The sequence below is a fragment of the Serratia rhizosphaerae genome, assembly GCF_009817885.1.
GTDB lineage: Bacteria > Pseudomonadota > Gammaproteobacteria > Enterobacterales > Enterobacteriaceae > Serratia_B > Serratia_B rhizosphaerae.
This window is the reverse complement of sequence record NZ_CP041764.1, coordinates 1462440-1475425: the sequence shown is the minus strand read 5'-3', so window position 1 is coordinate 1475425 and position 12986 is coordinate 1462440. Positions and strand designations below refer to the sequence as shown.

General features: G+C 61.0%; 14 protein-coding genes and 3 tRNA genes. 11 read left to right on the top strand and 6 right to left on the bottom strand.

The window, feature by feature from the left end:
- The first annotated feature begins 14 nt into the window (after nucleotides 1-14).
- The 7 genes from FO014_RS06955 to FO014_RS06925 are packed head-to-tail and all read left to right on the top strand — an operon-like array spanning nucleotide 15 to nucleotide 6207.
- Nucleotides 15-755, top strand: a complete 741-nt coding sequence (locus FO014_RS06955) for an SDR family oxidoreductase (protein ID WP_160028533.1) — start codon at nucleotides 15-17, stop codon at nucleotides 753-755.
- A 51-nt stretch (nucleotides 756-806) separates the two neighbouring features.
- A complete protein-coding gene (locus FO014_RS06950) occupies nucleotides 807-1652 on the top strand; it encodes a fumarylacetoacetate hydrolase family protein (protein ID WP_160028531.1) in 846 nt (281 codons plus the stop codon).
- A gap of 12 nt (nucleotides 1653-1664) precedes the next feature.
- Nucleotides 1665-2942 carry an L-fuconate dehydratase gene (locus FO014_RS06945; RefSeq protein WP_160028529.1) on the top strand — a complete coding sequence of 426 codons (1278 nt, stop codon included), beginning with the start codon at nucleotides 1665-1667 and terminating at the stop codon, nucleotides 2940-2942.
- Nucleotides 2943-2953: 11 nt separating this feature from the next.
- Nucleotides 2954-3805 (top strand): amidohydrolase family protein, encoded by an 852-nt coding sequence (locus FO014_RS06940; protein ID WP_160028527.1) that lies wholly within the window; start codon nucleotides 2954-2956, stop codon nucleotides 3803-3805.
- Entirely contained in the window at nucleotides 3789-4565 is a 777-nt protein-coding gene (locus tag FO014_RS06935; RefSeq protein WP_111737764.1) for an L-fucose dehydrogenase, read from the top strand. Before FO014_RS06940 ends, FO014_RS06935 begins: the two co-directional genes overlap by 17 nt.
- Nucleotides 4562-4918, top strand: a complete 357-nt coding sequence (locus FO014_RS06930) for an L-rhamnose mutarotase (RefSeq protein ID WP_105229666.1) — start codon at nucleotides 4562-4564, stop codon at nucleotides 4916-4918. The genes FO014_RS06935 and FO014_RS06930 overlap by 4 nt, the downstream gene beginning before the upstream one ends.
- Before the next feature lie 59 nt (nucleotides 4919-4977).
- Nucleotides 4978-6207: a sugar MFS transporter gene (locus FO014_RS06925; RefSeq protein ID WP_160028525.1), complete on the top strand. Its 1230-nt coding sequence runs from the start codon at nucleotides 4978-4980 to the stop codon at nucleotides 6205-6207.
- 1 nt (nucleotide 6208) lies between these two features.
- Here FO014_RS06925 and FO014_RS06920 read toward each other — a convergent pair whose 3' ends face one another.
- Complete coding sequence (locus tag FO014_RS06920) at nucleotides 6209-7270, bottom strand: GGDEF domain-containing protein (RefSeq protein ID WP_160028523.1); 1062 nt, start codon at nucleotides 7268-7270, stop codon at nucleotides 6209-6211.
- A 371-nt stretch (nucleotides 7271-7641) separates the two neighbouring features.
- Here FO014_RS06920 and FO014_RS06915 point away from each other — a divergent pair, with 371 nt between their 5' ends.
- On the top strand, nucleotides 7642-7929 hold the full coding sequence (locus tag FO014_RS06915) for a DUF1435 family protein (RefSeq protein ID WP_160028521.1): 288 nt from the start codon (nucleotides 7642-7644) through the stop codon (nucleotides 7927-7929).
- Nucleotides 7930-8031: 102 nt separating this feature from the next.
- Here the strand turns inward: FO014_RS06915 and FO014_RS06910 are convergent.
- From FO014_RS06910 to FO014_RS06895, 4 genes are all read right to left on the bottom strand, one after another.
- Nucleotides 8032-8118, bottom strand: a tRNA-Leu gene (locus FO014_RS06910).
- Between the two features lie 42 nt (nucleotides 8119-8160).
- Nucleotides 8161-8247: transfer RNA gene (locus FO014_RS06905), tRNA-Leu, on the bottom strand.
- A gap of 34 nt (nucleotides 8248-8281) precedes the next feature.
- Nucleotides 8282-8368 (bottom strand) — tRNA-Leu (locus tag FO014_RS06900).
- A 140-nt stretch (nucleotides 8369-8508) separates the two neighbouring features.
- Nucleotides 8509-9417: a LysR family transcriptional regulator gene (locus FO014_RS06895; RefSeq protein ID WP_111737762.1), complete on the bottom strand. Its 909-nt coding sequence runs from the start codon at nucleotides 9415-9417 to the stop codon at nucleotides 8509-8511.
- A 121-nt stretch (nucleotides 9418-9538) separates the two neighbouring features.
- Here FO014_RS06895 and FO014_RS06890 point away from each other — a divergent pair, with 121 nt between their 5' ends.
- Nucleotides 9539-10534 carry an aldo/keto reductase gene (locus FO014_RS06890; RefSeq protein WP_160028519.1) on the top strand — a complete coding sequence of 332 codons (996 nt, stop codon included), beginning with the start codon at nucleotides 9539-9541 and terminating at the stop codon, nucleotides 10532-10534.
- Nucleotides 10535-10581: 47 nt separating this feature from the next.
- On the opposite strand, the gene rsmC is transcribed toward FO014_RS06890, so the two are convergent.
- On the bottom strand, nucleotides 10582-11622 hold the full coding sequence (rsmC, locus tag FO014_RS06885; RefSeq protein ID WP_105229672.1) for a 16S rRNA (guanine(1207)-N(2))-methyltransferase RsmC: 1041 nt from the start codon (nucleotides 11620-11622) through the stop codon (nucleotides 10582-10584).
- A gap of 399 nt (nucleotides 11623-12021) precedes the next feature.
- On the opposite strand from rsmC, the gene FO014_RS06880 reads away from it, so the two are divergent.
- Together FO014_RS06880 and rimI are read left to right on the top strand one after the other, a co-directional pair.
- Nucleotides 12022-12459, top strand: a complete 438-nt coding sequence (locus tag FO014_RS06880) for a DNA polymerase III subunit psi (RefSeq protein WP_105229674.1) — start codon at nucleotides 12022-12024, stop codon at nucleotides 12457-12459.
- The gene (gene rimI / locus FO014_RS06875) at nucleotides 12404-12847 is read left to right on the top strand and encodes a ribosomal protein S18-alanine N-acetyltransferase (protein ID WP_105229675.1); all 444 of its coding nucleotides are present in this window, start codon (nucleotides 12404-12406) and stop codon (nucleotides 12845-12847) included. Before FO014_RS06880 ends, rimI begins: the two co-directional genes overlap by 56 nt.
- The last annotated feature ends 139 nt before the right edge of the window (nucleotides 12848-12986 follow it).

The window sequence follows — 12986 nt, the reverse complement described above, 5'->3', positions numbered from 1 at the left end:
GCCAAGGAGTTGCTATGGATCTCACCGGGAAACGTGCGCTGATTACCGCCGCCGGGCAGGGCATCGGCCTCAGTACCGCCAAACTGTTCGCCGCGGCGGGGGCGGAGGTGATTGCCAGCGATATCAATACCGATGCGCTGCAGGGGCTGGCGGGCATTACTCCGCTGCGGCTGGACGTGACCGACACCGCGGCGATTGCGGCGGCGGCGGAAACGCTGGGCACGGTCGACGTGCTGTTTAACTGCGCCGGGGTGGTGCACAGCGGCACGATTTTGCAGTGCAGCGAGCAGCAGTGGCGCTTCGCCCTCGACCTGAACGTCAGCGCCATGTTCCACACCATCCGCGCGTTTCTGCCGGCGATGCTGGCGCAGCGCCGGGGGACGATTATCAATATGTCGTCGGTGGCCTCCAGCGTGAAAGGCGTGCCGAACCGCTTTGCCTATGGCGCCACCAAGGCGGCGGTGATTGGCCTGACGCGGTCGGTGGCGGCGGACTACGTCGCCGACGGCATCCGCTGCAACGCCATCTGTCCCGGCACGGTGGAGTCACCGTCGCTGCATCAGCGCATTGCCGAGCAGGCGCGCGAGCAGGGGCGCGGCGAAGACGAAGTGTACCAGGCGTTTGTGGCGCGCCAGCCGATCGGGCGCATCGGTAAAACCGACGAAATTGCCCAGCTGGCGCTGTATCTGGCCTCTGATGCCAGCGCCTATACCACCGGCACCGTGCAGATTATTGACGGCGGCTGGAGCAACTGATCCGTTGCGCGCCGCTGTGGCGCGTGATTTCTCTCTGACATTGGGGACTGTATGAAACTGTTACGTTATGGCGCCGTGGGGCAGGAACGTCCGGGCGTGTTGGATGAACACGGAGACATTCACGATCTTTCTCAGCATATCGCCGACGTTGGCGGCGCGGCGCTGCTGCCGGACAGCATCGATCGGCTGCGGCAGCTGGATATCGCCAGTCTGCCGCGGGTAGAGGGGCAGCCGCGTCTCGGCGCCTGCGTCGGCGGCATCGGTAAATTTATCTGTATCGGCCTGAATTACGCCGATCACGCGGCGGAAACCGGCGCGACGATTCCCGAAGAGCCGGTGGTGTTCAGCAAATGGACCAGCGCGGTGGTCGGGCCGAACGACGACGTGGAGATCCCGCGCGGCTCGCAGAAAACCGACTGGGAAGTGGAACTGGGGGTGGTGATCGGCCAGGGCGGGCGCTATATCGCCGAGCAGGATGCGCTGCGCCACGTCGCCGGTTACTGCGTGATTAACGACGTGTCCGAACGCGAATTCCAGATTGAGCGCGGCGGCACCTGGGACAAAGGCAAAGGCTGCGACACTTTCGGCCCGACCGGCCCGTGGCTGGTGACCGCCGACGAGGTGCCGGATCCGCAGAACCTCAGGCTGTGGCTGGAGGTGGACGGTCGGCGCTATCAGGACGGCAGCACCCGCACCATGATCTTTTCCGTCGCGCATATCATCAGCTACCTGAGCCGTTTTATGAGCCTGCAGCCGGGAGACGTGATCTCCACCGGCACGCCGCCGGGCGTTGGCATGGGGCAGCGGCCGCAGCCGGTTTACCTGCGCGCCGGCCAGACGATGCGGCTGGGGATTGACGGGCTGGGCGAGCAGCGACAAACCACGGTACAGGCCTGACGGGAGTATGCCATGACGACGATTACCGCGCTGCGGGTGGAGGATATCCGCTTCCCGACCTCGCAGCAGTTGGACGGTTCCGATGCGATGAATCCCGATCCGGATTATTCGGCGGCCTATGTGATTCTGGACACCGACCGGCCGGATCTGAGCGGCCACGGGCTGACGTTTACCATCGGCCGCGGCAATGAGATCTGCTGCGCGGCGATCCGTGCGCTGGAGCCGCAGATCGTCGGCCGGCGGCTGGCGGATATCGCCGCCGATATGGGGACGTTCTGGCGTCAGTTTACCGGCGACAGTCAGCTGCGCTGGATCGGGCCGGACAAAGGGGCGATCCACCTGGCGACCGGGGCGGTGGTCAACGCCGTCTGGGATCTGTGGGCCAAGGCGGAGGGCAAGCCGCTGTGGCAGCTGGTGGCGGATATGACGCCGGAAGAGCTGGTGCGCTGCATCGACTTTCGTTACATCACCGACTGCATCACGCCGCAGGAGGCGCTGGCGCTGCTGTGCGAACGGGCGGAAGGCCAGGCGCAGCGGCGGGAAAATCTGCTGCAGAACGGCTACCCCTGCTACACCACCTCGGCCGGCTGGCTGGGCTACCCGGACGACAAACTGCGGCGGCTGTGCCAGCAGGCGGTGGACGCCGGTTTCTCTCATATCAAGCTGAAGGTCGGGCGCGATCTGCAGGATGATATTCGCCGGGTGCGCATTGCCCGTGAAACGATCGGCCCGGATCGTCAACTGATGATCGACGCCAATCAGGTGTGGGAAGTGGAAGAGGCGATCGCCTGGGTCAATCAACTGGCGTTCGCCAATCCCTGGTTTATTGAGGAGCCGACCAGCCCGGACGATGTGGAGGGGCACCGGCGCATCCGCGAGGGCGTGCGGCCGGTGAAGGTGGCCGGCGGCGAGATGTGTCAGAACCGTATTCTGTTCAAACAGTTCATTATGCGCGGCGCGCTGGACGTGGTGCAGATTGACGCCTGCCGCCTGGGCGGGGTGAACGAGGTGCTGGCGGTGATGCTGATGGCGGCGAAGTACCGGCTGCCGGTCTGCCCGCACGCCGGCGGCGTCGGCCTGTGCGAGTACGTGCAGCACCTGTCGATGATTGACTATCTGTGCATCGCCGGCAGCCATGAGGGGCGGGTCATTGAATATGTCGATCATCTGCATCAGCACTTTGTCACGCCGTGCGAGATTCGCGGCGCGGCCTATATGCCGCCGCGCGCGCCGGGCTATTCGATCGAGATGAAGGCGGCCTCGATCGAACAGTTCCGCTTTCGCGGTTAGGGGCGGCCAAGATGTTACGCATCGACGCCCATCAGCATTACTGGCGCTACCAGCCCGCCGACTATCCGTGGATTGACGACGGCATGGCGGTGCTGCAACGCGACTACGGCCCGGCGCAGCTGCGGCCGTGGCTACAGCAGCACCGGCTGGACGGTGCGCTGGTGGTGCAGGCGCGGCACAGCGAGCAGGAAACCGCATGGCTGCTGACGCAGGCGCCGCAGCTCGGTGGGGTGTGCGGCGTGGTCGGCTGGCTGGATATTGCCTCGCCGCACCTGGCGCAGCGGCTGGAACGGCGGCATCCGCTGCTGCGCGGCGTACGTCATCTGGTGCAGGACGAGGCGGACCCGGCCGGCTGGCTGGAACGGCCGGCGGTGCATCAGGGCATGCGTCTGCTGCAGCGGCAGGGCTATGTCTATGACCTGCTGGTGACGCACCGCCACCTGGCCGATGCGGCGCGCTTTGCCGCCCGCCATGATGACCACTGGCTGGTGCTGGACCATCTGGGCAAGCCGGATATTGCCGCCGGCGCGCGGCACTGGGCGCGGCAGATCGCGCCGCTGGCGGCGATGCCGCACGTGGCGTGCAAGCTGTCCGGCCTGATTACCGAAGCGCCGGGCGGCCGCTGGCAGGCGGCGCAGCTGCTGCCGTTTTTCGAAGAGGCGCTGGCGGCGTTCGGCCCGCAGCGGCTGATGTTCGGTTCCGACTGGCCGGTATGCCTGTTGGCGGGCGACTACCCGCAGGTTTACCGGCTGTGTGAGCAGGCGCTGGCCGCCCTGAGTCCGTCGCAACAGGCGGCGATCTGGGGCGGCAGCGCCTGCCGGGTTTACGGTTTAACGGAGTCTGACGATGGATCTGTATCTTGAAGATAAGGTGGTGATTGTCACCGGCGGCGGCTCCGGCATCGGCGCGGCGATTTCGCTGACGCTGGCGCAGGAGGGCGCGGTGCCGGCTATCGTCACCAACGCAGCGCCGGATGAGGCGTTTCTCGCCCGGCTGACGGCGCTGCAGCCGCGCAGCAGCGTGGTGATGGCCGATCTGTGCCGGGAGAGCGACTGCCAGCAGGCGGTGGCGCAGGTGCTTGAACGCTATGGCCGGCTGGACGGGCTGGTGAATAACGCCGGCGTGAATGACGGCGTGGGGCTGGAGGCCGGGCGCGCGGCGTTCCTCGGCTCGCTGGAGAAAAACCTGCTGCACTATTACCAGATGGCGCATCTGTGCCAGGCGGCGCTGCAGGACAGCCAGGGGGCGATCGTCAATATCGCTTCGAAGACCGCACTGAGCGGGCAGGGCGGCACCAGCGGTTATACCGCCGCCAAAGGCGCGGTGCTGGCGCTGACGCGCGAGTGGGCGGTGTCGCTGCGGGAGAGCAAGGTGCGCGTCAATGCGGTGGTGCCGGCGGAGGTGATGACGCCGCAGTATCAGCGCTGGATCGACACCTTCGACCAGCCGCAGCGGCAGCTGGCGAAGATCAGCGCCCACATCCCGCTGGGACAGCGGATGACCACGCCGCAGGAAATCGCCGATACCGTGGTATTCCTGCTCTCCGGCCGTTCGTCCCACACCACCGGGCAGTGGCTGTCGGTGGACGGCGGCTATCTGCACCTTGACCGGGCGATTACATGAGCGGCGCAGCGCAGCGGCGGCGCTTCTGTCAGGCGCTCGACCTGGTCGACTCACCGGCGCTGATTGCCGAGTATCAGCGTCATCATCAGCGTATCTGGCCGCAGATTGCCGGGCATTTGCGCGACCACGGCATTCTGGAGATGGAGATTTATCGCCTCGGCACCCGGCTGTTTATGGTCGTCGAGGTCAGCGCCGCGTTCGACGCCGGACGTTTTGAGCGCGACAGCCGGCTTAACCCCGATGTTCAGCGCTGGGAAGCGTTGATGTGGAAATATCAGGTTGCAACGCCCTGGACGCCGCCGGGCGAAAAATGGGTGGTGATGGAGCAAATCTTCTCATTAACCGAACAATGAATCGGCCGCGCCGCGCGTGGTTGCTGCGGCGGGTCATTTAACACAACGGGGATACGATTATGCTTGCTGATAAAACCGCTGCGCCTGCGCAGACGGGCGCCAGCGCACGTAGCAATTTGCGCTGGGCTTTTATTCTGGTGACCAGCCTGTTTTTCATGTGGGGATTGTCTTACGGATTATTGGACGTGCTGAATAAGCATTTTCAGGAAACGCTGCACGTGACCAAAGCGCAGTCGGGATTATTGCAGGCGGCCTATTTCGGCGCTTATTTTCTGGTGGCGCTGCCCGCCGGCTATTTTATGGATAAACACGGTTACAAGGCGGGAATATTAGTCGGATTATGTTTATATGCCGTCGGCGCGTTGTTATTTGTGCCGGCCGCCTCGGCCAATAGTTTCGCGCTATTTTTATTCGCACTGTTTGTTATCGCCTGCGGGCTGGGCTGTTTGGAAACGGCGGCCAATCCTTACGCCACGGTATTGGGTGATGCCGGTGGCGCGGAGCGGCGGCTGAATCTGGCGCAGTCTTTCAACGGTCTCGGTCAGTTTATCGGGCCGATGATCGGCGGCACGCTGTTTTTCTCGGCGATGCACAACGACGGCGGCGGCGATCAGGGGACGGTGAAAATGACCTACGTGGTGATTGCCGTGCTGGTGCTGGCGATCGCCCTGCTGTTCCGACGCACCCGGCTGCCGGATATTCGTGAAGAGGCGCCCGCAGCGCACGGTGCGGCGGCGCAGGGATTGTGGCGGCAGCGTCACTTTACCGGCGGCGTGATCGCGCAGTTTTTCTATGTGGCGGCTCAGGTCGGCGTCGGCGCGTTCTTTATCAACTACGCCACCGAACACTGGGCGGATGTTTCTAACCAGCGGGCATCTTATCTGCTGTCGGTCGCCATGATCTGTTTTATGCTCGGCCGCTTCTTCAGCACCTGGCTGATGGGGCGGGTGAAGCCCGCCACGCTGCTGATGGTTTATGCGCTGATTAATATCGTGCTGTGCGGCGTGGTGATGCTGAGCATCGACGGCGTGTCCGTGGTGGCGCTGATTGCGGTGTTCTTCTTTATGTCGATTATGTTCCCGACCATTTTCGCCCTCGGGGTGAAAAATATGGGGCAACATACCAAGCGCGCCAGCTCGTTTATGATTATGGCTATCGTCGGCGGTGCGGTGATGCCGTACTTCATGGGCGCCATCGCCGACCGTTACAGCACCGCGCTGGCCTACGGGCTGCCGCTGCTGTGCTTTGTCGTGGTGCTGGCGTACGGCATGCGCCAGCGCCGCGCCTGACTTACGGGCGAGCCGTCGCCAGTCGTACGCTGTTGCGACCGTTGTTTTTCGCCTGGTACAGCGCGCTGTCGGCGGCGCGGATGGCCGAGTCCACGTCCAGTTGCTCCAGCGGTGAAATGCCGGCGCTGAGGGTAACGTAGGTGGCGGACAGCTGATTGAAACCGTGCGGGATCGCCAGCGCCTGCACCCGCAGGCGGATCTGTTCTGCCTGCTGGGCGGCGTATTCTTTACTGACGTTGGTCAGCAGCACCAGAAATTCTTCGCCGCCGTAGCGCACCACGATATCGCGCGAGCGTACCGCATCGCGGATGGCGCAGGCGACCTTCACCAGCGCCTGATCGCCCATGGTATGGCCATAGTGGTCGTTATAGGCTTTGAAACGGTCGATATCCAGCAGCAGTACAAAGTGCAGGCCGCTTTGCGGCGTGGTCAGCAGCGTCAGCTTGTTTTCCAGCCCGCGCCGGTTATACAGGCCGGTCAGCGGGTCGAGCATGCTGAGGTTGCTGAGTTTGTCACGCTCTTCATACAGGCGGGCGACCAGCGCATAGGTGAAGGATTCGCTGCGTTTCAGCATCAGATGGTGGATGGAAAAGGCGATAATCGGCAGCACGCTGATAAACAGGATGCGCAGGGTATTATGCTGGTTGTCGAGCAGCAGGATAATCAGCGCGGAGGGCACGGCGTGCAGGCAGAAGGCGATGACGTTGTCGGTCAGGGTAATCGCGCTGATAAAAAAGATGCTGAACAGGCTAATAATCAGATAGTTTTGTACATTCGGCAGCAGATATTGGCTTTTCATATAAATATGTCCGGCCCACAGCAGACCTAATACGCCGGAAAAATACTCCAGCCGTTTTATATAATTCCCCGGCGAGCGTAAGGTAAATAATAGCGCCGCCAGACAAAACAAGGGGATACCGAACAGCGGCGGGGTGATGGCTGGGGTATTTCTCAACGGCATTAATAAGGTGAAAAGGGAAGAGGCTATATTCATCAGCAAGAACAGTAATATCGCTAACCGATGCTTGCTATTTAGCAGTTCCTGATAAGAACGTGCATTCATTATTAGTGTGTCCGTGCAGTCGACATTGAGCAGTAGGTCATTATATCCGGCATACTTCAAGCTGCAGGTGTGTTGGCTGCGTTCAGTCACCCGAATCACTTACCTGATTAAGCTCATCGGGATTCCTTCCCGCCTTCCTGCAACTCGAATTATTTAGGGTATATATCCCGATCGATAATAAGGAATATCGGCGGTATAATTTCACAATGTTATTATTAAAAAATTATTATATTAGGATTATTCTTAAGTCAAATTATCACTTTTTCACCGGGTTGTCATCCGCGTTTCATCCGGCGCTCGCGAAAGAGGTGCAGGGTGAAAAGAAGTGTTATATGATATTGGTTATCATTATCACTTGAGGGTAAGACGTCATGATTGCCGCCATGATTACCGCCTGTGGGTTGTGGGGCGTGACCTGGTGTTTGGGGGAGCGTTTATCCAGCGCCTGGGGCGTGCTGCTGCCCTGCGCCCTGTTGCCGCTGCTGGCTATGGTCAACCTGGACATGATGCAGCTGCGCAGCCTGATCGTTATCGCCATGCTGGCGACGTTGGTGATGCTGTTCAACAGCCGCTGGCGCCACTATCTGCTGCTGCCTTCCTGCATGGCGCTGGCCGGCGGGCTGGCCGCCATCAGTCTGCATTTCGATCTGACGCCGTAAGCCGGCGCACGGCAAATCGCAGATATGACAAAACCACGCCTGGGCGTGTTAGCTGATTTTTGCTGTTTTTTATTCGGGGAAACAATGAGAAAGGACATCAATTGGTGCGAAGAGAGGGACTTGAACCCTCACGTCCGTAAGGACACTAACACCTGAAGCTAGCGCGTCTACCAATTCCGCCACCTTCGCACAGTCGATGTTACTGCTTGATTTTGATTTATATCACCAGCGTGGTGCGAAGAGAGGGACTTGAACCCTCACGTCCGTAAGAACACTAACACCTGAAGCTAGCGCGTCTACCAATTCCGCCACCTTCGCACAGATGCTGTGCAATATAAATCTTGTGGTTATTTGGTGCGAAGAGAGGGACTTGAACCCTCACGTCCGTAAGGACACTAACACCTGAAGCTAGCGCGTCTACCAATTCCGCCACCTTCGCATACCAGAAACATTGATTTCAGCAATGTCACCACGGGGCCGAATTCTAGAGATTTTGGCGAACACGTCAATAGTTATTTCGGTGTTTTGGGGCGATCGCTGTAAAAAGCGTCATATTTCTTTCATCTGGCCGCCATTCGCTTATTTCTCATGCAGCGGACGCCCGGCAAACAGTTCGATCAGCCAGTCAATCAGCACCCGCACGCGCGGCGCCAGAAAGCGGCCGGGCGGATACATAATGTGCAGCGGCATCGGCGGCGGCGGGGTATCGGCCAGCACTTCCACCAGTTCGCCGCGCTTCAGACGCGGAGCCAGCGAGTAGCGCGGCGCCTGGATCAGCCCCAGGCCGGTCAGACAGGCGCTGGCGTAGGCGTCGGCGCCGCTGACGCTCAGCCGTGCGGGCAGCGTACGCAGTTCCACCTGGCCGCCGCGGCAGAATTCCAGCGGGTAGTCCTGATTGTTGCTGAGCGAGAAGTAGCCTACCGCCTGATGGCCGGTCAGATCGTCCAGCGAGCGCGGCGTGCCGAAGCGCTGCAGATAGTCCGGTGAGGCGCAGGTGATCTGCGGCAGTTGCGCAATGCTGCGCGCCACCAGCGTGTCGTCCTCGCTGCTCCAGGCGCGCAGCACGCAGTCGACGCCGTCGCGCAGCAGATTGACCTGCGTGTCGTTGGCTCCCAGCGCCAGCGTGATATCGGGGTAGCGCCGGTAGAAATCCTCCAGCGCCGGGATCACCACTTCGCGTGCCAGCGAATGCGGCATATCGATGCGCACCCGGCCGGACGGCTGCAGCTTTTGCTGGCGGAACAGCGTGTTGGCTTCTTCCAGCGCGCCGAGCAGTTGGATGCAGCGCTGGTAATACAGCGTGCCTTCATGGGTGACCTGCACCTGGCGGGTGGTGCGGATCAGCAGGCGTACGCCAAGCTGCTGCTCCAGCCGCTTTAACACGTTGCTGACCGTGGCGCGCGGCAGCTGCAGGCGTTCCGCCGTGCGGCTGAAGCTGCCCAGCTCGACGATACGGGTGAAAACACGCATGGCCTGAATCTGATCCATTTCGATCCCCGTCCGCGATTGTTAGCGATTTTTGAACAGTGATGAACAATATGCATGATTTATCTTCCCAGCGCTAACAACCAAACTCAGTGGCGAAACATTCAACCGCGAGGCAGACACGATGAAACAGCGCACACTAGGTTCCAACGGCCCGAGCGTTTCCGCTCTGGGGTTAGGCTGCATGGGCATGAGCGATTTCTACTCCACCGCTTATGATGAAAAAGAGGCCATCGCCACGCTGCACCGGGCGCTGGAACTGGGGGTAACCCTGCTGGACACCGCCGATATGTACGGGCCGTACACCAATGAACAGCTGGTGGGCAAGGCGATCAAAGGTAAGCGGGAGCAGGTATTTCTGGCCACCAAGTTCGGCATTGTGCGCGACCCGGCGGATCCGCAGGCGCGCGGCGTCTGCAGCCGGCCGGAGTATATCCGTCGTGCGGTGGAAGGCAGCCTGCAGCGGCTGGGGGTTGAGACGATCGATCTTTACTACCAACACCGGGTGGATCCTGAGGTGCCGATCGAAGAAGTGGTCGGCACGCTGGCGGATCTGATTAAACAGGGCAAGATCCGCCATATCGGCCTGAGCGAAGCCTCGGCGGCGACGCTGGAGCGGGCGCATCAGGTGCATCCGATTACCGCGCTGCAGAGCGAATACTCGTTGTGGACGCGCGATGTGGAGCTGCAGGGACAACTGGCGGCCTGCGAGCGGCTGGGCATCGGCTTTGTTGCCTACAGCCCGCTGGGACGCGGCTTCCTGACCGGCGCTATCCAGCGGCCTGACGATCTGGCCGAAGATGATTTCCGCCGCAGCAATCCGCGTTTTCAGGGGGATAATTTCGCCCGTAACCTGGTACTGGTGGAGAAGGTTAGTGAACTGGCGCAGGCTAAAGGCGTCACGCCGTCGCAGCTGGCATTAGCCTGGGTGATGGCGCAGGGCGAACATATTGTGCCGATTCCGGGCACCAAACGCCGGCGCTATCTGGAGGAGAACGTGGCGGCAGCGTCGCTGGCGCTGAGCGCGCAGGAGCTGGCGGCGATTGAGGCGGTATTCCCGCAGCAGGCAGCGGCCGGGGCGCGTTACGGGCAGGAATCGATGGGCTACGTTAACCGTTGATGCGTGTTATCCCTGACGCCGTGGCGTCAGGGATATCGGTTGAAGACTTATTTCTTCTTCGGCGCGCGCGGCGGACGACCGACGGTAGCCTGATACACCTTGAAGCGGCCGTTTTGCGCCAGCACTTCGTGGCTGCCGAAGACGGCGTCGAGAATGTCCGGATACGGCAGGAAGGCGTTGGCGACAATGCGCAGCTTACCGCCGATCGGCAGGTGCTTCACCGCGCCGCGGATCAGCGTTTCCGCCGCGGTGAGGCTGGTGGCCAGCCCGTCGTGGAACGGCGGGTTGGAGATGATCATATCGAAACGGCCGCTGATATCGGAGTAGACGTTGCTGACCAGCACCTCGCCCTCGATGCCGTTGGCCGCCAGCGTCGCCCGGCTGGCGGCGACCGCCGCCGCGTTGACGTCGCTCAGCGTCAGTTTCACCTTCGGTGACATCTTCGACATCACGCTGGCGAGTACGCCGGCGCCGCAGCCGATATCCAGCACCTTGCCTTTCATATGCGGTTCCAGCGTGGACAGCAGCAGCGAACTGCCGACGTCCAGACCGTCGCGGCTGAATACGCCCGGCAGCGTTTTCACTTCCAGATCGTGCAGCGCGTAGCTCTGCCACCAGTCGTCGAGGTTAAAGGCCGGCCGGCTGTCGATACGGCCGTGGTACAGACCACAGCGGCGCGCGCTGTCGATTTTAACCAGCTGCACGTGATCGGCGACGGTTTGCTCCGCGCTGCGCACGCCGCTGCGGTTTTCACCGACCACAAACACTTCTGCGCCCACCGGCAGCAGCGCCAGCAGATTGCACAGCTGGAACTGCGCTTCCTGTTTGCTCTTCGGCCAGTAATAAACCAGCGTATCGCAGTCGGCCACGAACCCGGCGTCGACCGTCAGGCCGAACTGCACATTGTCGCCCATCGCCCGGTTTAATAACTGCCAATGATGATATTGCTGGGTATGCACCCGTACGTCTGCGGCCTCGAACTGGGCAGGCAGGCTATCTTGCAGATCGCCGGCAAACAGTACGCGGCGTTCGGTAAATTCATCACTGTGGCGCAGCATCACTTCGCTGGCGGGGGTTAATGCAGACATCAGGTTTCGGCTCCTCAAGATTAAGCGGGGGATTATAGAGCGTTGTGCAGCGATGTTCGATGAATTTATACCCGTTACCCGTCATACTTCGAGCTGCAGATGCGTTGGCTGCGCTCAGTCACCCGAATCACTGACCAGAGTCAGCTCATCGGGATTCCTTCCCTTGCCGCCTTCCTGCAACTCGAATTATTTAGGGTATCTACCCGTCATACTTTAAACAGCAGATGCGTTGGCTGCGTTCAGTCACCCGAATCACTGACCTGAGTCAGCTCATCGGGATTCTTTCCCTGCCGTCTTCCCGCAACTTGAATTTACCCGTCATGCTGCAAGCTGCAGGTGCGTTGGCCGCGCGGGTTTGTTAGCATAACGCGCTTACGGTAGCTCCTGACAGGAATCGGCATGGCATCTCAACGCGACTGGCTGTTACAACAACTGGGTATTACGCAGTGGACATTGCGCCGCCCGGCCGTGTTGCAGGGCGAAGTGGCGATCGGTCTGCCGGCGGAAACGCGCCTGTTGGTGGTGGCTGCGGCGTTGCCCGCGCCGGATGATGCGCTGTTTTGCGACGTATTGCGCAGCCTGGGGCTGACGCCGGCGCAAACCTATGGTCTGACGCCGGAACAGGCGGCGATGCTGCCGGAAGACACGGAATGCAACAGTTGGCGGCTGGGCGTCACGGAGCCGCTTGCGGTGGCCGGCGCGCAGCTATACAGCCCGGCGCTGGCCGAGCTTTCTCTCGATGCGGGTGCGAAACGCGCACTCTGGCAGCAGATTTGTCATCATGAACAACATTTCCACCCTGACGGCGGCCGACCTGGCCACCGCCTTCAAGATTGAACAGGCCAGCCACGCCTTTCCCTGGACGCAGGCCACCTTTGCAAGTAACCAGGGCGAACGCTACCTCAACCTGAAACTGGACGCCGACGGTCAGATGGCCGGCTTTGCCATTACCCAGATCGTGCTGGATGAGGCGACGCTGTTCAATATCGCCATCGATCCGCAGCAGCAGCGCCGTGGTTACGGCCGCGCGCTGCTGAGTGCGCTGATCGCCGAGCTGGAAACGCGCGGCGTGGTTACGCTGTGGCTGGAGGTGCGCGCTTCGAACCGCAGCGCGCTGGCGCTGTATAACGATCTGGGCTTCAATGAAGTCACGGTGCGCCGCAACTATTACCCTGCCGCCGGCGGGCGTGAGGATGCGATCGTGATGGCGTTGCCGCTGGGCTGAGCCGTAAATAACTTATTTATTGTTCCCCTCCCTATTTACAACCAATTGATTGTTTTTTGTGACATATACAATAAATAGGTTGTTTTTAACCAGCATTACAACTAATTTGTTGTTTATAGATGAGAAATACAATTAATTC

Coding starts and splice junctions, on each gene's coding strand:
- FO014_RS06940 (WP_160028527.1), top strand. CDS start 2,954: ATGTTACGCATCGACGCCCATCAGCATTACTGGCGCTACCAGCCCGCC.
- FO014_RS06895 (WP_111737762.1), bottom strand. CDS start 9,417: ATGGATCAGATTCAGGCCATGCGTGTTTTCACCCGTATCGTCGAGCTG.
- FO014_RS06920 (WP_160028523.1), bottom strand. CDS start 7,270: ATGAATGCACGTTCTTATCAGGAACTGCTAAATAGCAAGCATCGGTTA.
- FO014_RS06915 (WP_160028521.1), top strand. CDS start 7,642: ATGATTGCCGCCATGATTACCGCCTGTGGGTTGTGGGGCGTGACCTGG.
- FO014_RS06950 (WP_160028531.1), top strand. CDS start 807: ATGAAACTGTTACGTTATGGCGCCGTGGGGCAGGAACGTCCGGGCGTG.
- FO014_RS06945 (WP_160028529.1), top strand. CDS start 1,665: ATGACGACGATTACCGCGCTGCGGGTGGAGGATATCCGCTTCCCGACC.
- FO014_RS06880 (WP_105229674.1), top strand. CDS start 12,022: ATGGCATCTCAACGCGACTGGCTGTTACAACAACTGGGTATTACGCAG.
- FO014_RS06925 (WP_160028525.1), top strand. CDS start 4,978: ATGCTTGCTGATAAAACCGCTGCGCCTGCGCAGACGGGCGCCAGCGCA.
- rimI (WP_105229675.1), top strand. CDS start 12,404: ATGAACAACATTTCCACCCTGACGGCGGCCGACCTGGCCACCGCCTTC.
- FO014_RS06935 (WP_111737764.1), top strand. CDS start 3,789: ATGGATCTGTATCTTGAAGATAAGGTGGTGATTGTCACCGGCGGCGGC.
- rsmC (WP_105229672.1), bottom strand. CDS start 11,622: ATGTCTGCATTAACCCCCGCCAGCGAAGTGATGCTGCGCCACAGTGAT.
- FO014_RS06955 (WP_160028533.1), top strand. CDS start 15: ATGGATCTCACCGGGAAACGTGCGCTGATTACCGCCGCCGGGCAGGGC.
- FO014_RS06930 (WP_105229666.1), top strand. CDS start 4,562: ATGAGCGGCGCAGCGCAGCGGCGGCGCTTCTGTCAGGCGCTCGACCTG.
- FO014_RS06890 (WP_160028519.1), top strand. CDS start 9,539: ATGAAACAGCGCACACTAGGTTCCAACGGCCCGAGCGTTTCCGCTCTG.